This is a genomic window from Flavobacterium sp. GSP27, from assembly GCF_003970395.1.
Taxonomy (GTDB): Bacteria; Bacteroidota; Bacteroidia; order Flavobacteriales; family Flavobacteriaceae; genus Flavobacterium.
This window is the reverse complement of record NZ_RYDP01000006.1, coordinates 13,032-31,016: the sequence shown is the minus strand read 5'-3', so window position 1 is coordinate 31,016 and position 17,985 is coordinate 13,032. Positions and strand designations below refer to the sequence as shown.

Genomic DNA, 17,985 nt, shown 5'->3' with positions numbered 1-17,985 from the left:
ATAAAAGTCCTGACGTTGTCAGGATTTTTTTTTGGTTTAAAGTCAAGCTATTCAATACTATTCTACCAATTTTATTAAAATTGAATGCATTTGAAGCACTTATTTTTTGACAAGAAATAAGGAATATATTTTCCATATTCTTATTTTGACCATCCTAAAGTAATAATTTGACAATTCATTTTAAACAAATGAAAACGCATTTTCTTTTACGATAACGTTTTATTACATTTGTAGCTACATTTAAAAAATAAGAATTACATATATCAATACATTATGACAAAAATTAAAGTAGCTAATCCGGTAGTTGAATTGGATGGTGACGAAATGACACGAATTATTTGGTCCTTTATCAAGGAAAAATTAATTCTTCCTTATTTAGATTTAGATATTAAATATTACGATTTAGGAATGGAAAGCAGAGATGCTAGTAATGACCAAATCACTATTGACTCTGCTGAGGCAATAAAAAAATACAATGTTGGTATTAAATGTGCCACAATTACTCCTGATGAAGACCGTGTTACCGAATTTGGTTTAAAAAAAATGTGGAAATCTCCAAACGGAACCATCCGTAATATTGTAGGTGGAACCGTTTTCCGTGAACCAATTATCATGAAAAACGTACCTCGTTTAGTACCGGGTTGGACACAGCCTATCGTTATTGGTCGTCATGCTTTTGGAGACCAATACAAAGCTACAGATACTGTTATCAAAGGAAAAGGGAAACTAACAATGACTTTTGTTCCTGAAGAAGGAGAAACTCAAACTTGGGAAGTATACGATTATAAAGGAGACGGAGTCGCAATGGCAATGTACAATACGGATGAAAGTATTTACGGTTTTGCACATTCCTCTTTCCAAATGGCTTTGACAAAAAAATGGCCTTTGTATCTTTCTACAAAAAATACTATTTTGAAAGCCTATGACGGACGTTTCAAAGATATTTTTGAAGAAGTATATCAATCTACCTACAAAGCACAATTCGTTGAAGCAGGAATTGCTTACGAACACCGTTTGATCGATGACATGGTTGCCTCTGCAATGAAATGGAGTGGTGGTTTTGTTTGGGCGTGTAAAAACTATGACGGTGATGTTCAATCTGACACTGTTGCACAAGGTTTTGGTTCGTTAGGATTAATGACTTCAGTATTAGTTACTCCTGATGGAAAAACTCTAGAAGCAGAAGCGGCTCACGGAACAGTTACACGTCACTACAGACAACACCAACAAGGAAAAGCAACATCAACAAACCCAATCGCCTCTATTTTTGCATGGACAAGAGGATTGGAACACAGAGGTAAACTGGACGAAAATCAAGCTTTAATTGATTTTTGTCATACTCTAGAACAAGTATGCATTGATACTGTTGAAAGCGGAAAAATGACTAAAGACTTAGCAATGTTAGTAAAACCAGAAGGGTTGACTGCTGCAGATTACTTGACTACCGAGGCTTTCTTAGCAGCGATACAAGAAAATTTAGATGCTAAACTAGCTTAATTTTTTAACTACATAATATTAAAAAGACAACTGGAAACAGTTGTCTTTTTTTTTACCTTAGCAATACCTTAACGGTTGTTATATGTCAAATGCTGTTCTATTTAATGTAATTTACATTTTTGTATTTAGAAAAATTTAAACAATGACTCCAAAGAAAATTATTCCCTTTTTAGTGGTATTATTAAGCTCCTTTTCATGCTTCGCTCAAGAGAAATTTACGCTAAGCGGAACTATTATTGACGCCAACAGCAACGAAACTTTAATAGGCGTCAACATTGTAATCCTTGAACTCAAAACCGGAGTAACTACCAATGAATATGGATTTTACTCCATCACAGTTCCAAAAGGAATCTATAACGTACAAATTAGCTATTTAGGATTTCAAACCAAGGAAGAGCTAATCGACTTGAGTCAAAACCTAAAAAATAATTTTAATTTATTCAGTGATGAAACCGCCTTGAAAGAAGTTGTTATTACGGATAATGAAACCAAAATAGACATCAAAAAACCCGAAATGAGCGTCAATAAACTCTCCATTTCAGCGATCAAGAAAATGCCCGTTGTGCTGGGCGAAGTCGATGTTTTAAAATCTATTTTATTACTGCCCGGTGTTACAAATGCTGGTGAAGGCGCTTCAGGATTTAATGTTCGTGGTGGCGGTGCCGACCAGAATTTAATTCTGCTCGATGAAGCTACCATATTCAATTCTTCACACGTTTTTGGTTTTTTCTCTGTTTTTAATCCGGATGCCATCAAAGATTTGAAGTTGTACAAAGGCGGAATTCCAGCTCGTTATGGTGGAAGAGCCTCTTCTGTGTTGGATATTTATCAAAAAGACGGCAACAGCAAAAATTTTCATATCAATGGAGGAATCGGATTGATTTCCAGTCGCATTTTGGCTGAAGGACCATTGGTAAAAGACAAAGGTTCCTTCCTGATTGGTGGCAGAAGTTCCTATGCGCATTTATTCCTGAAGCTATCCGAAAAACAAAAAAACAACTCCGCTTATTTTTATGACCTAAATACCAAGTTGAGTTATAAATTAGATGCAAATAACAGTCTGTATTTATCGGGTTATTTTGGCCGAGATGTCTTCAGCCTGAACAAAAGTTTTACCAATATTTATGGAAACACCACTTTAAACTTGCGCTGGAATCACTTGTTTTCTGAAAAATTATTTTCTAATTTATCGCTCATTTACAGCGATTATTATTACGGTTTGGATTTGGATTTTGTAGGGTTCAAATGGGATTCCGGCATCAAAAATTACAATATCAAATACGATTTCAAGAATTACATTTCAGATATATTCAAATTGAATTACGGAGTAAACGGAATTTATTACGAATTCAATCCGGGAACCATCAAGCCATCTGATACGGACTCCGGAATAAATTTTGCTCAATTGGATAAAAAATATGCTTTTGAACCCGCAGTTTACATCAACGCTGATCACGAAATATCCGACAGAATAGCCCTTTCCTACGGACTTCGATACAGTATATTTTACCGTTTAGGGCAATCTACCGTGAATATTTATGAAAATGACAATCCGGTTATCTTCAATTCGGAATTACAGATTTATGAAAAAGCGACTCCAATTAACACTAAATTTTACGACAAAAATAAAGTCATCCAAAGCTATAATTATCTGGAACCTCGTTTTTCATTGGCGTACAAAATCAATGACAACCAATCCATAAAAGCAAGTTACAACAGGATGGTACAGTATTTACAATTAATTTCGAACACCACATCGCCAACTCCACTTGATGTCTGGACGCCAAGCGATAATTTCATTAAACCCCAAATTGCAGATCAGGTGGCTTTGGGTTATTTTAAAAACTTTCAAGAAGGAATGTATTCCCTTGAAGTAGAAACGTATTATAAAGAAGTGCAAAACCGCTTGGATTATATTGATGGTGCTAATTTGATTGCCAATAAAGCCATTGAACAAATAATCCTGAACGGGCAATTACGATCATACGGTTTAGAAATCATGTTCCGAAAAAACGAAGGGAAATTTAATGGCTGGATATCGTATACATTATCCAAATCCGAGCAACAAACTCCGGGAAGAACCTCAATCGAAACCGGAATCAACAACGGCCAATGGTACAATTCCGTATATGACAAACTGCACAATATTGCAATAACCAGTTCCTACAATCTAAATGAAAAATGGTCTTTTGGAGCTAATTTTGCCCTGCAAACTGGGCAACCGGTAACATATCCTGTTGGACAATATGAATACTTAGGCATCAATCTACCCAGTTATGGATTGAGAAATAGAAATCGGCTCCCCGCTTACCACCACCTGGATATTGCCGCTACTTTGACTCCTAAAAGCAACAAAGACCGCCAATGGAAAGGCGAATGGGTTTTTAGCATTTACAATTTGTACAATCGGAAAAATGCCGCTTCTATTAATTTTAGACAAAATACAGATACAGGAATCAATGAAGCTGTAAAAACTTCGATATTTGGTGTAGTTCCAGCGGTGAGCTATAACTTTAAATTTTAAGCTTAGCATTCTACAAGGCAACTAAATAAAAAATAAAATCATGAAAAAAACAACACTATATCTGGTACTTCTCATCGCTATTTTTTCGGCAAGTTGTGAAGATGTTGTCGAAGTAGATTTAGATAATGCTCCACCAAAACTGGTAATTGAAGCAGCAATTAATTGGAAAAAAAGAACTTCGGGAAATCAACAAAAAATAAAACTGACTACAACAACTGGATTTTACGGTACAACTATTCCAAAAGTTTCCGGAGCAACAGTGTCTATAAAAAATAGTGCTAATGTGGTTTTTACTTTTTCGGAAATTGCAAATACCGGCGAATATACTTGCGCTACTTTTATACCGGTAATCAACGAAACCTATACACTGACAGTTATCAGCAATGGCAATACGTATACCGCAACCGATACACTAAAACCCGTTACGCCAATCACAAAAATTGTTCAAAACAATCAAGGCGGTTTTACAGGGACTGACATTGAAATTAAAACATTCTACCAAGATCCAGCGGGTGAAACCAATTATTACCTATACAAATATGTGTATTCAAACCAAGCAAAATCAAATTTTTATGTTGACCAAGATGAGTTTTTCAACGGAAACGAATTTTTCAGTATGTCACAAAATGATGATTTAAAAAAAGACGATAAAATTGAAATAATCCACTTCGGAATTTCAAAAGCATACTACAATTACATGAGTGTATTAGTGAGTATTGCAGGAAATAATGGTGGCGGACCGTTTCAATCTCCGCCTGCTACCGTAAGAGGAAACATCATCAACACCACGGATTCGGTTAATTATCCTTTGGGTTATTTCTCCCTTAGCGAAGTTGATGTTAGAAGTTACACGATTGAATAATCAGGAGCTAATCCGGCTGTTCATTACAACCAAAAACAGGCTCTAAACAGTTTTCCAGACCGTATAAGGAGCTTCCTTTGGTCGCTCTTCTACTGCCGGAAAACTAAAGTTTACAACCTGTTTTGGTTTTCATTGCCATCCGGGCTAGTACGTGAGAGATAAAACGAGAACTTTTATTTACTTTTACACCATAATTCATAATTCATAATTCACAATGTCTTCACACCATATCGTTCGCGACGACCAAGAACCTGCTTTAATCATTGCCAATGGCGCTTCCTGTAACCCGGAACTATTGGGTCAATTACTGGAATGGTCACCACTCGTGGTCGTATTAGATTCGGCTATGGTTCGCGTTATGGAACTAGACATCAAAGTCGATGTGCTTTTAGGAGATTTTGACCGAGGATTTGACCCAGAAATTTATAAAACGTCTCAATATCCCATCGAAATTATTCATACTCCGGATCAGAATAAAACCGATTTAGAAAAAGCTTTTGACTATTTAATCGAAAGAAAAATTCCTGCTGTAAACGTCGTTTGGGCCACCGGACGAAGAGCTGATCATACCATAACCAATATTACCAACATTACGAGATATAGAAATTTATTGAAAATTGTCATTCTGGACGATCACTCAAAAGTATTCCTTTTGCCTAAAAAATTCGAAAAATGGTATACGGCAAACACTCCTATTTCATTAATCCCTGTAGGTCACGTCACTGGAATTCATTCTGATAATTTATTTTATCCGCTGAAAGATGATAGTTTGACTATTGGTTACAGAACCGGCAGCAGCAACCACGTCCTCAAAGACGGAATCGTAACAATAGAACATAATGAAGGTGATCTATTAATGATGGAATGCCTGGATTAGTTTTATTACATTTTTAACAATATATTTCTTATAATTTCATAGTAACTCCAAGGAATAAAACGATTCGCTTTTTTGATCGTTATTGCATCGATTGATTTAGCATTGGTAAACTTTTTTTGCATAAAGGCAACATTGCTGTACGGCACCAAAACATCTTTTGTTCCATGAATAATCGTAACCGCACAAGTAATTTTTTTTAGTTCTGGCTCTAAAGCTACCAAATCCTGTTTCAGCCACCACAACTCATCATTAGAAGGACGCAATGCTCCGGGAATCAAATACCGCAAAGGCTTTGCCTTGATAACCGTTCTCCATTTCTCTGGGTTTTCAGCTTTCGGGTCCAATGATCCTGCCAGTATCACCAATCTTTTGTACCAAGAAGGATTATCCGCAGCCAATTGAGCCACAACTGGTCCGCCTACAGAATGCCCAACCAAAATTAGCGGCTTTTTATTATCGGTTTTTTTTATAAACTCAGATATTCTTTGAGATTGCTCCCTTAAATTTTGAGCATCACCAAAATCACTGTATCCAAAACCCGGTCGATCAATCGCAATCATTCGGTATTTTTTCAGCAATAAAGTATCTTTAAGATATTCTTTGAAGGCATTCCAGCTTCCGGGCGAACCGTGTACAAAAAACAATGTCGGATTTTGCGCATTACCCGTTTCTACATAATGTATTTTATAGCCTTCAAAAGCAATTGTTTTATCCTGAAATTCTATTTTTGATGGAGCAAAAAATTTTGATGTCTCTTTATTCGAAAATCGCATCGTCATACAAGACTGACACATTACGATATACAAAAAAATTAAACTGTAAACTATGTATCTCTTTTTGAAATGAAAAGTAGCGGGTATAAAAGTCATACTATTTGTGTGTTTTATAAAAGTAACCGTTTTTATGGTTCTAAAAAACGGCAATATTCTAATTTTATGATTTATTTTCGATCTGTTTAATGGGTCATAGTCAGATCAAACGCATTAAAACAAATTGAAGTTTAAACCACATAGAAACATAGTGTTTATTCCTGTAAAAATAAATTTTGACAGTGATAAGAGTTCACAATAGAAAAAAAAGCATTGGCTTTTTTTCTATGTCACCTAAATTTTGACTGTTCGGAACAGATTTAAATCAAAAATTAAATTAAATTCTATGTTTCTATGTGGTTCATTTTTTCATCTGTTTAATGAGTCAAAGTCGTCTTTGTACTTTTACAAAATAGTTATGCCTATATTTGCATCGAAATAAAAAAAATGAAAGCGAAAACGATTACCGAAAAGACTAATTTACATCCCAGAAATCTGGATAGATTTGGATATGATTTTGAGGAACTAATTCAAAAATCCCCTGAATTAAAGCCTTTTGTTTCCGCCAATAAGCACAATCCAGACGCTTTGGAAGAAACAATTGATTTTAGTAATCCCGATGCGGTAAAGTCGCTTAACAAAGCATTATTGTTGTCCCATTACGACATTCAAAACTGGGATATTCCTAAAAATTATCTTTGTCCGCCCATTCCCGGAAGAGCGGATTACATCCATTATATAGCAGATTTATTAGCTTCAAGCAACAACGGAATCATTCCTGAAGGAGAAACCGTTCAAGGCTTAGATATAGGCGTAGGTGCGAATTGCATTTATCCTATAATTGGTAATTCAGCGTACGGATGGAGTTTTGTAGGTACAGATACCGATTTAAAAGCAATTGAAAATTGCAGTGCCATTATTGAAGAAAATCCAAAATTGATTGACGCTATCAGCTTACAACAACAAACGGAATCGCGCTTTATTTTTAAAAATATAATCACTCCCGAAGACAAATTTACGTTTACCATTTGTAACCCACCTTTTCATGCCTCGCAAGATGAAGCCACGAAAAGCACGATTCGAAAAATCAACAATTTAGAAAATGCTAAAACTACAACCCGAGGTACAGCCGAACGAAGTGACGCTAAACCTGTTTTAAATTTTGGTGGTCACAATGCAGAATTGTGGTGTGAAGGCGGTGAATTAGGTTTTGTAACCCAGATGATTTACGAAAGTGCAAAATATCCGATGCAGTGCTTGTGGTTTACAACTTTGGTATCTAAAAAAGAGAATCTTTCCAGTCTTTACAAAACATTAAACAAAGTAAGTGTGGTCGAAATTAAAACCATCGATATGGCTCAAGGCCAAAAAACTAGCCGAATTATTGCTTGGACTTTCCTCAGTGAAGCACAACAAAAAGCTTGGAAATTTTAAAAAATCAGCCTAATTACTCCTCATTCTGGTTAGAAATGAAAGATCTTTATCAATAAAAATAGTACATGTTCAATAAGAAGAACTCAAACTAGTTTTTTCATAAAAAAAAATGTAAATAATAATTATTTGCCATTTAACAAATATCTTGATTGTTTTTATTCTAATTAACGCCATTTAAGTAGTATTTTTACGGTTCTAACATTAAATTACCAAAAATGAAAAAACTTTTCTTTATTCTAACTTTAATTTTTTCAGCAGTAATAACTGCCCAAGAAATTAGAGTCTCCGGTGTTGTTACTGACGACTCCAACGCCACCTTACCTGGAACAACCATTATGATCAAAGGAATTGCAAAGGGCACTACTTCAGATATAGATGGTAAATACACCATTACTGCAAAAATTGGAGATATTTTACAATTCTCCTATGTAGGTTTAGAAACAAAATCAGTTAAAATCACAGGAAGTACACTAAACATTACTTTAACGGGAAGTGGCGAAACATTACAAAATATAGTTATAATGGGCTCCCGTAATCCTACAAGAACCGTAACGGAATCTGCAGTACCTATTGATGTTATTTCTATGAAAGAGATCGCTTCACAAGGTGCTCAAACGAATTTGAATCAGATTTTAAATATGGTTGCGCCATCATTTACCTCAAATACAACCACTGTAGCTGATGGAACGGATCACATTGACCCTGCACAATTAAGAGGTTTAGGACCAGACCAAGTATTGGTTTTAATAAACGGAAAAAGAAGACACACTTCTTCTTTGGTAAATATTAATGGATCACCTGGTAGAGGAGCTGTAGGTACCGACTTGAATTCCATTCCCGCTTTTGCTATCGAAAAAATTGAGGTATTAAGAGATGGAGCTTCAGCTCAATATGGCTCAGATGCTATTGCTGGTGTAATCAACATCAACATGAAAAAAGATACTAAAAAATTAGAAATAAACCTTTTTGGAGGAAGTCATTTTTCTAAAAATGCTAACGACCATACCGGTGGAAATGATGGAAACAACATTCAAATTGACTTGAACTACGGAACAAATTTAGGAAAGGAAAAAAGTTTCATTAATATTACGGCAAGTGCTCAATTGCGAGGTCAAACAAGTCGTGCTAAAGAAGTTAAAGGAAATTTATTTAACCGATACAATGCTGTTGAAGAAAGAGCTAGAATAGCAGGTATTAACATTAATAGTTTGTATGCGAATACGTTAAACACTACCCCTGGTTTTTATAACGGTTTGCTGAACACAATTAATACGTATGCGCAACAAGTAAGTTATTTTGATGCAACAACAAAAACTGCTATTCAAACTGCCGCATCGAATGGAAATTTATCCGGGATGAGAGCTTTATTAGGAGTTGACGTAACTTCGGAGGAACTTGGTGCTAGAGGTTTAGTACGAAATGATTTTAATATGCGAGTAGGTCAATCATCACTTCAAAGCTCACAATTCTTTGTAAATGCTGCCTATCCTTTAACTGATAAATTAGAATTGTATGCTTTTGGAGGAAACAGCAACAGAACTGGTGAAGCCGCCGGTTTTTACAGAAGACCAAATCAATCTAGATCGTATACCGGTTTGTATCCAAATGGTTTTTTACCAGAAATACATTCAACAATCAACGATATCTCAGCAGCAGCGGGTCTTAGAGGTATAATTTTCGAAAATTGGAATTTTGACTTAAGCAATACTTTTGGAAGAAATGCATTTGATTATGGCGTTGAAAATACCGTCAATTCTTCCATGAGAGAAAACTCTCCTACTGAATTTGACGCTGGTGGATTAGCCTTTAGCCAAAACACAACCAATTTCGACATGAACCGAAAATTTGGTGATTTGAACGTTGCTTTTGGAGCTGAATACCGAAATGAAAACTATAGTATTAGTGCAGGACAACCAGAATCATATAATTTATATGATATAAATGGTGATGTCGCTTTACCAGGAGTAACCCCCGCTAATCTGATCGTAACTGATTTCTTTGGATCTATTAGAGGGAATGGCTCCCAAGTATTTCCGGGTTTCAGGCCAACAAATGCTATTGACAAAGGTCGTAACAGTACCGCTATTTATGGAGATCTTGAATATGATGTTACAGAAAAATGGTTATTGAACGGAGCCGTTCGTTTTGAAAACTATTCTGATTTCGGAAACACTACTAATTTTAAAGTTGCCAGTCGTTATAAACTAACAGACAACATTAATTTGCGTGGTGCTGTTTCCACAGGTTTTCGCGCTCCTTCTTTACATCAAATCAATTTTAATGCTACAGCGACTCAATTTGTTGGTGGTGTACCATTTGAAGTAAGCACATTTAGTAATGATTCCCCGGCAGCACAAGCCCTTGGAATCCCACAATTGAAACAAGAAGAATCTAAAAGTGCCAGTATTGGTTTTACCGCTAAGATTCCAGAAGGAAACATTACTTTGACTGCCGATGCTTATATTGTAAGAATAGATGACAGAGTAACTTTGACGGATCAATTTTCTCGTCCATCGGGAACGTTTGCTGACGGAACGCCACAGAGAGAGCTTCAATTACAATTTGATCTCGCTGGAGCAAATGCGGCAACCTTTTTTGCCAATGCTATTAGTACAGAGTCTAAAGGAATTGATATCATTATAACACATAAGCTAAATTTAGGAGCTATAGTAATCAAATCTGATTTAGCTACTACTTTTTCTCAAACAAGACAAGTGGGCGCGATTAAAGGTTCACCTACTTTAGTTGCTAATGGTCAAATCAACCGCTATTTTTCTGAAATGAGCAGAGTCTATCTAGAAGAAGCCATTCCAAGAGTTAAAGGAAATTTAACCAACTCCTTTACTTATAAAAAATTCGATTTCTTTTTGAGAAATGTTTACTTCGGCCAGGTTACTGATCCAAATACGGCTGATGTAAATGGAGATGGAAGAGTTGAAGGAGCAATAATAAATGGTCTAGCAGTCGAAATTGAGCATCCAATCTGGGGCGCAAAAATAATCACTGATTTATCTGTTGGTTTCAAAATTACGGAAACTACAAAAGTTGTAATTGGGGCTAACAATATTTTTGATATCTATCCTGATGTAAATCTTGGTACACAAACTGCAAAAAGAGCAAATGGTGTTGACACAAATGGCAATGTAACTTATGCTGCCAATGCAACAACAATTGACTTGTCAAATGCAAATCAATTTGCATATTCAAGAAACACCTCTCAATTTGGTCAAAACGGAAGATTTCTTTTCGCTCGATTAAGCTTGAGTTTCTAGAACTCCCTGTTTTACACTAAAAACCATTCGCCCACGCGAATGGTTTTTTTTTGGCTCATCCTTTGGTAAAAAAAAGAATCCAAACTTGTATCTTTACAGCTCTAAAACTTTGCCACTTAACACCAATGAATTTTCAAGTAGTATCCGATTACCAGCCCAAAGGCGACCAACCACAAGCGATTGACAAATTAGTTCAGGGGATTATTGATGGTGATAAATTCCAAACTTTATTGGGTGTTACCGGATCCGGAAAAACATTTACGGTAGCCAATGTAATTCAGGAAGTACAAAGACCCACTTTGGTTTTGGCACACAACAAAACGTTGGCGGCACAATTATACTCGGAATTCAAGCAATTCTTCCCGAACAATGCCGTGGAATATTTCGTTTCCTATTACGATTATTACCAACCCGAAGCTTTTATGCCTGTAACCGGCGTTTTCATCGAAAAGGATTTATCCATCAATGAAGAACTGGAAAAAATGCGAATGTCAACCACTGCATCCTTGCTTTCTGGACGAAGAGACATTTTAGTTGTGGCCTCCGTTTCGTGTTTGTACGGTATTGGAAATCCTGTCGAATTTCAGAAAAACTTGATACCAATTGAGAAAGGACAAATTATTTCCCGCACCAAATTATTACATCAACTGGTGCAAAGTTTATATTCCAGAACGGAAGCCGACTTTAATCCTGGAAGTTTTAGAATAAAAGGAGACACCGTTGATGTGTATCCTAGTTATGCTGACGAAGCCTACCGAATCCATTTCTTTGGTGATGAAATCGAGGAAATCGAAAGTTTTGACACCAAGAACTCTCAAGTACTTGAAAAATTTGATAAACTGACGATTTATCCGGCCAATATGTTCGTGACTTCACCGGATGTTTTACAAGGTGCGATTTGGGAAATCCAACAGGATTTAGTAAAACAAGTCGATTATTTTAAGGAAATTGGAAAACATCTGGAAGCTAAACGACTGGAAGAACGTACCAATTTTGATTTGGAAATGATTCGGGAACTGGGTTATTGCTCCGGAATTGAAAATTATTCTCGTTATCTGGATGGTCGTTTACCTGGAACAAGACCTTTTTGCCTGCTGGATTATTTTCCAAGTGACTTCTTAATGGTTGTTGATGAAAGTCACGTAACACTTTCACAAGTCAGTGCTATGTATGGCGGGGATAGAAGCCGAAAAGAGAACTTAGTGGAATATGGTTTCCGACTTCCTGCAGCAATGGACAATCGCCCTTTGAAGTTTGAAGAATTTGAAGCCATGCAAAATCAGGTAATTTATGTTTCAGCAACACCTGCTGATTATGAATTGCAAAAAACGGAAGGTGTCGTTGTGGAACAGGTAATTCGTCCGACAGGATTATTGGATCCCATTATCGAAATCCGACCAAGTTTAAACCAGATTGATGATTTAATCGAAGAAATTCAGGTTCGGGCAGAAATTGACGAACGCGTTTTAGTGACAACTTTAACCAAAAGAATGGCAGAAGAACTCGCAAAATATTTAACGAAAGTCAATATTCGCTGTCGCTATATTCATTCTGAAGTCGACACTTTGGAACGAATAGAAATCATGCAAGATTTACGAAAAGGAATTTTTGATGTATTAATTGGTGTCAATTTACTTCGTGAAGGTCTGGATTTACCGGAAGTTTCTTTGGTGGCCATTTTAGATGCAGACAAAGAAGGTTTTTTACGAAGTCACCGCTCACTTACGCAAACAATTGGTCGCGCAGCAAGAAACCTGAACGGTAAAGCAATTATGTATGCGGATAAAATAACCGCCAGCATGCAAAAAACCATTGATGAAACAAATTATCGCAGAACCAAACAAATCAATTATAACACTGAAAACAATCAGACACCACAGGCATTAAACAAAAAAATAGAAAGTGCATTTACCAAAAATCCTTTGGTAGACTATGAATTGGGTCTCACTTTGAATGCCGCAGCAGAACCGGAAACTACATATCTATCAAAAACGGAAATCGAGAAACTTATCCGGGAAAAACGGAAATCGATGGAAAAAGCCGCAAAAGATCTGGACTTTATGCAGGCGGCAAAATTACGGGATGACATCAAGAGATTGCAGCAACAATTAACTTAATTATGTTGCTCTTGAAAAACAGTCAATAAGACTTCAGAATTAATAATTGCGTTTGGCGCTTCATCCATCAGCTTCAGAATTCGTTTTGTTGCAGCAGGATTAAGTCCCATTTCAATTGCTATTTGTTGGATGTTAACAGCTTCTTTCTTGTGCAAAATTCCGTCGCTATGCATCAGTAAAGCCAATCTATAAAATTGCTGTATCCGCTGAAATTCGGATTTAATGGGCAACTGTGGCAATTCTAAATGAAACAAATCATTGAAACCTCCTTTTTCTATATTCAATTCATTGGCTACAATAAACAAAAAATCATATTCTTTCTTGTGTAAATGACCATCAACTGTAGAAAAAGCAATCATCTCCAAAAGTAAACTTCTCTTTTCTTCGAATGTATCCATCAAATTATTATTTTTAGCTAAAATATTGTTTTTAAATTGAATTACAAAACGAACTAATGATTCAACGATACCTATTATTGCTGTTTATCCTTTTTTTGATACCAGAAATCAACGCTCAAGAGCCAAGACCTTCAGTTAGAACTTCGAAGCAGCGTACGGCATCAAAACAAGTTTCCACTTTTACTATCGAGGCTCCACAGCTTCAATCGACAAAGAAAATTTGGGTGTATTTACCCCAAAATTATGCCACATCCAAAAGAAAATTATCCGTAATTTACATGCATGATGCTCAAAATTTATTTGACGCTACAACTTCTTATTCAGGTGAATGGAATATAGACGAAAAATTGGATAGCCTAAAAGCACCCGTTATTGTTATAGGAGTTGAACATGGAAATGAAAAACGCATTGATGAACTGACGCCTTTTAAAAACGAGAAATATGGAGGAGGAAAAGCAGACCGTTATTTAGAATTTATCGTAAAAACCTTAAAACCGCACATCGATAAAACGTTCAGAACCAAAACCGACAAGAAAAACACTATCATCATGGGAAGTTCCCTTGGCGGTCTTACTTCGTATTACGCTGTTTTAAAATACCCAGAGATATTTGGAAAAGCGGGAGTATTTTCCCCTTCCTTTTGGTTTACCAAAGATATTTATGATCTGACTGAAAAGTCTAAAAAAATAAAGTCTAAAATCTATTTTCTATGTGGAGACAATGAAAGTGAAGATATGGTGACCGATTTGAATAAAATGGAATATTTACTGAATTCCAATAGATGTTCCTGCCTTAATTTGAATGAAAAGAAAATTGTAAAAGGCGGACAACACAATGAAAAATTATGGCGTGATGGTTTTGTAAAAGCTGTTTTATGGCTTGGTTACTAAATTATTCTGCTGCAAGTAAACACAACAAACATTAAAATCACATTCCTTATGGAACTAATCTTAAGAGCATACAACCTTAAACTGAAACATACATTCACGATTTCGAGAGAATCTATAGACTTTCAGCCTTCTTTGATTGTGGAATTACAAAGTGATGGTTATTCAGGTTTTGGCGAGGCAACTTCTAATCCGTACTACAAGACAACTGTTCCGGTGATGATGCAGGACTTGGAAAAAATTCGATCTGTAATTGAAACTAAAACAAATGAAACCCCTGAAGAATTTTGGGCTGCGATTCATCCGTATTTAAAAAACAATATGTTTGCCTTATGCGCTTTGGATATGGCCTTTACGGATTTGTATGCTCGTAAAAAAGAAAAAAAACTGTACCAATTGTGGAATTACACTACCGATAAAAATCCATTGACAGATTACACAATAGGAATTGCATCGATAGAAAAAATGGTGGCTAAAATGAAAGAATTACCTTGGCCAATTTATAAAATAAAATTAGGTACAAAGGAAGATATTGCCATTGTTACTGAACTTAGGAAACATACTGACGCTGTTTTTAGAATTGATGCCAACTGCGGCTGGGGTGTAGCAGAAACCATAAACAATGCCGTTGAACTAAAAAAATTAGGTGTCGAGTTTTTAGAACAACCCATGAAGGCAAACAATTGGGAAGAACACAAGGAAGTTTTCAAACATTCTGTTTTACCAATTATAGCCGACGAAAGTTGTATTATAGAAGAAGATGTAGCCAAATGTCACAATCATTTTCATGGGATAAATGTCAAATTAGTAAAATGTGGCGGACTAACTCCCGGAAGACGAATGATTCAGGAAGCCAAGAAATTAGGGTTAAAAACCATGGTGGGCTGCATGACCGAATCAACAGTTGGAATATCCGCAATTGCGCATTTATTACCGCAACTGGATTATGTAGATATGGATGGCGCACTATTATTATCCGAGGATATTGCCACAGGTATTACCATTGATTTCGGCAAAATAAGCTATTCTGACTTGAACGGAACCGGTGTAACTTTAATGTAGTTTTAAATGAAAGTCAATCAATTTCCAGATCGAATAATTGAAGTAGAAAATGAAGAATATCTTTATTTTGGCGGAACAGCTTATTTGGGTTTGCCTACACATTCCGAATTTCAAAACTTAATTATCAAAAATATTTTGCAATGGGGAACGGCGTACGGAAGTTCCAGAAGTGCCAATATTCAACTGACTGCCTACGAAAACGGAGAACGCTTTATAGCCCATTTTATCAAAGCAGATGCTGCACTTACTCTTTCATCCGGTATGCTGGCAGGGAAAATAGTTATTGAAATACTCGAGTCGCAAACCAATTGTTTTTTTCATTTTCCAGGCACACACGCCGCCATCAAAGCTCCTAACAGCTTACCTGTTTTTACTGAAAATGAATTAAATCCTCGTTTACTAGATACCGCAACTGAAAAAATTACGATTCTAACGGATTCTGTTCCATCCTTTCAGATAAGACCAATCGATCTTTCGATTTTAAATTCGATTCCGTCCAATAAAGAAATCACTTTGGTTATTGACGAATCGCATTCGCTTGGAATTTTGGGAACAAATGGTTGCGGAATTTATTCGACCATAAATCTTCCTAACATCAAAAGAAAAATCATGGTGGCCTCTTTAGGGAAAGCCTTTGGATTAACGGGTGGCGTAATTGCCAGTGATTCTGAATTTATTAATCAGATAAAAACTTACGATACTTATATTTCCAGTGCCGGAATGAATGCCGCATTTGTACAAACTATGGCAGATGCAGCAGCAATTTATTTGCAACAGCATCAAAAACTAAAAGAAAACATTCAGTATATAGATGCTCATTTAATTAAAAACAAAACCATTCATTTTGACCCTAAGTATCCGCTTATTTATCCGGAAATCATTGGACTTACTGAAATTTTGACTGCAAATAAGATCATAGTGACCAATTTTAAATACTTGACAGATACTCAGAATTTAAATAGAATTGTAATTACTGCCAATCATAGGAAAGAAGATTTAGATACTCTAATTCAGATTTTGAATTGCAACCAATTCTAAATCTAAAATTGTGTTGCAATTGCTTTTAAACCGTACCTTTGTAAAAAATTAGAATATGATGACAAACAACGATATCTTTAAAAAACTTCGCGTCGCTTTAATGCTGCGTGACGATCAAATAGTTGAAATATTGGAATTGGTAGATTTTAGAATCACTAAATCCGAATTGGGTGCATTTTTTCGCGATGAAAAACATGAAAATTACATAGAATGTGGTGATCAGGTGTTGCGTAATTTTCTAAATGCATTGGTTATTCACTTGCGTGGAACCAAAGAAAATCCAAAAAACCCAAATGATGTTTTAGCCAAGCACAAAGCTCAAATTCCTGCAAAAGAAGGAGCTAAAGATAGACCCGAGTTTAAGGCAAAACCAAGAGACGAAGAAAAATCAAGAGGTGATGAAGCACCTTCAAAATCAAGACCTGCTACAAAAAACACTTCTAAAAAACAGTATCCAAAAGGAAATTCAAAAGTCCAAATAGTGGAGAAAGTGAAATTTAATTTCGGAAAAAATAAAAAATCATAAGTAGTAAAGATTTATATCCTCTACTATATTAAATTATAAAATCCTGAACGAGAATTCAGGATTTTTTGTATATTTAGTTCATCTTAATGAATTTACGTCATCAAAATGAAACAGCTCCTAACCTTTTCTATATTATTTATTACAACATTATTTTTTGGACAAAACACTAAAAATCCAGATGCAGCTATGTTTTTTGATTCAATTTTAATGCCTGTAAATATGATGGAATATTTTGACCCAAATGAAATTGAATCTGTGAATGTAATCAAAAAAGACACTACAATAAATGCTGTTTTGTATCATGGCCAACTTTATATTGCTTCTAAAAACCCCAAGAAATATGATTTTATAGGTTTAGACCAAATTAAATCTGAATTCACAAAAATCAAAAGTAATGATGTCATTTATATGGTAAACGGAACACTAATAAAAGACAATATTGAGACTTTCAAATTAGACCGAAACTATATTTTAGAAGTTGAAGTCACCAATACAGAAGCACATTACAATCTAAGAAAAAGTGACACCAAATTTGACATTATAAACATTTTGGGAAAAACCAAAGAAAATTTAGATAATAAAAATAATATTTTAATAAGAGGTCAAGAGATAATTGGTGTTAAATAGATTTTAAAAAAAAATATTAAATGACTGTGCTTTGTGAATACCAATGTAATTAATT

General features: G+C 35.4%; 14 protein-coding genes. 12 read left to right on the top strand and 2 right to left on the bottom strand.

Annotated elements, in window-relative coordinates:
* The first annotated feature begins 273 nt into the window (after positions 1 to 273).
* The 4 genes from EKM05_RS06880 (at position 274) to EKM05_RS06865 (ending at position 5,760) form a co-directional block, all read left to right on the top strand.
* Positions 274 to 1,497: an isocitrate dehydrogenase (NADP(+)) gene (locus EKM05_RS06880; RefSeq protein WP_126460212.1), complete on the top strand. Its 1,224-nt coding sequence runs from the start codon at positions 274 to 276 to the stop codon at positions 1,495 to 1,497.
* A 142-nt stretch (positions 1,498 to 1,639) separates the two neighbouring features.
* Positions 1,640 to 4,021, top strand: coding sequence for a TonB-dependent receptor (locus tag EKM05_RS06875; protein WP_126554327.1), 2,382 nt, complete (start codon positions 1,640 to 1,642; stop codon positions 4,019 to 4,021).
* 40 nt (positions 4,022 to 4,061) lie between these two features.
* Positions 4,062 to 4,883 carry a DUF4249 domain-containing protein gene (locus tag EKM05_RS06870; RefSeq protein ID WP_126554325.1) on the top strand — a complete coding sequence of 274 codons (822 nt, stop codon included), beginning with the start codon at positions 4,062 to 4,064 and terminating at the stop codon, positions 4,881 to 4,883.
* A gap of 214 nt (positions 4,884 to 5,097) precedes the next feature.
* On the top strand, positions 5,098 to 5,760 hold the full coding sequence (locus tag EKM05_RS06865) for a thiamine diphosphokinase (protein WP_126460203.1): 663 nt from the start codon (positions 5,098 to 5,100) through the stop codon (positions 5,758 to 5,760).
* Between the two features lie 5 nt (positions 5,761 to 5,765).
* Here the strand turns inward: EKM05_RS06865 and EKM05_RS06860 are convergent, their stop codons facing one another.
* Complete coding sequence (locus tag EKM05_RS06860) at positions 5,766 to 6,629, bottom strand: alpha/beta fold hydrolase (protein ID WP_126554323.1); 864 nt, start codon at positions 6,627 to 6,629, stop codon at positions 5,766 to 5,768.
* Positions 6,630 to 7,016: 387 nt separating this feature from the next.
* Between EKM05_RS06860 and rlmF the strand changes: the two genes are divergently transcribed.
* The 3 genes from rlmF to uvrB all read left to right on the top strand — a co-directional run bounded on the left by rlmF (position 7,017) and on the right by uvrB (position 13,392).
* Positions 7,017 to 8,003, top strand: coding sequence for a 23S rRNA (adenine(1618)-N(6))-methyltransferase RlmF (gene rlmF / locus EKM05_RS06855; RefSeq protein ID WP_126460196.1), 987 nt, complete (start codon positions 7,017 to 7,019; stop codon positions 8,001 to 8,003).
* A gap of 215 nt (positions 8,004 to 8,218) precedes the next feature.
* Positions 8,219 to 11,275, top strand: a complete 3,057-nt coding sequence (locus EKM05_RS06850) for a TonB-dependent receptor domain-containing protein (protein WP_126460193.1) — start codon at positions 8,219 to 8,221, stop codon at positions 11,273 to 11,275.
* 125 nt (positions 11,276 to 11,400) lie between these two features.
* Positions 11,401 to 13,392: an excinuclease ABC subunit UvrB gene (gene uvrB / locus EKM05_RS06845; RefSeq protein WP_126460190.1), complete on the top strand. Its 1,992-nt coding sequence runs from the start codon at positions 11,401 to 11,403 to the stop codon at positions 13,390 to 13,392.
* Here uvrB and EKM05_RS06840 read toward each other — a convergent pair.
* Positions 13,389 to 13,790 carry an excinuclease ABC subunit B gene (locus tag EKM05_RS06840; RefSeq protein WP_126454617.1) on the bottom strand — a complete coding sequence of 134 codons (402 nt, stop codon included), beginning with the start codon at positions 13,788 to 13,790 and terminating at the stop codon, positions 13,389 to 13,391. The genes uvrB and EKM05_RS06840 overlap by 4 nt on opposite strands.
* A 56-nt stretch (positions 13,791 to 13,846) precedes the next feature.
* On the opposite strand from EKM05_RS06840, the gene EKM05_RS06835 reads away from it, so the two are divergent.
* From EKM05_RS06835 to EKM05_RS06815, 5 genes are all read left to right on the top strand, one after another.
* On the top strand, positions 13,847 to 14,680 hold the full coding sequence (locus EKM05_RS06835) for an alpha/beta hydrolase (RefSeq protein WP_126454619.1): 834 nt from the start codon (positions 13,847 to 13,849) through the stop codon (positions 14,678 to 14,680).
* Between the two features lie 48 nt (positions 14,681 to 14,728).
* Positions 14,729 to 15,739: a dipeptide epimerase gene (locus EKM05_RS06830; protein ID WP_126554321.1), complete on the top strand. Its 1,011-nt coding sequence runs from the start codon at positions 14,729 to 14,731 to the stop codon at positions 15,737 to 15,739.
* Positions 15,740 to 15,745: 6 nt separating this feature from the next.
* A complete protein-coding gene (locus tag EKM05_RS06825; RefSeq protein ID WP_126554319.1) occupies positions 15,746 to 16,777 on the top strand; it encodes an aminotransferase class I/II-fold pyridoxal phosphate-dependent enzyme in 1,032 nt (343 codons plus the stop codon).
* Positions 16,778 to 16,835: 58 nt separating this feature from the next.
* Positions 16,836 to 17,303, top strand: a complete 468-nt coding sequence (locus EKM05_RS06820) for a DUF1456 family protein (RefSeq protein WP_126454659.1) — start codon at positions 16,836 to 16,838, stop codon at positions 17,301 to 17,303.
* 105 nt (positions 17,304 to 17,408) lie between these two features.
* Positions 17,409 to 17,930 (top strand): hypothetical protein, encoded by a 522-nt coding sequence (locus EKM05_RS06815; protein WP_126554317.1) that lies wholly within the window; start codon positions 17,409 to 17,411, stop codon positions 17,928 to 17,930.
* Positions 17,931 to 17,985: the final 55 nt, after the last annotated feature.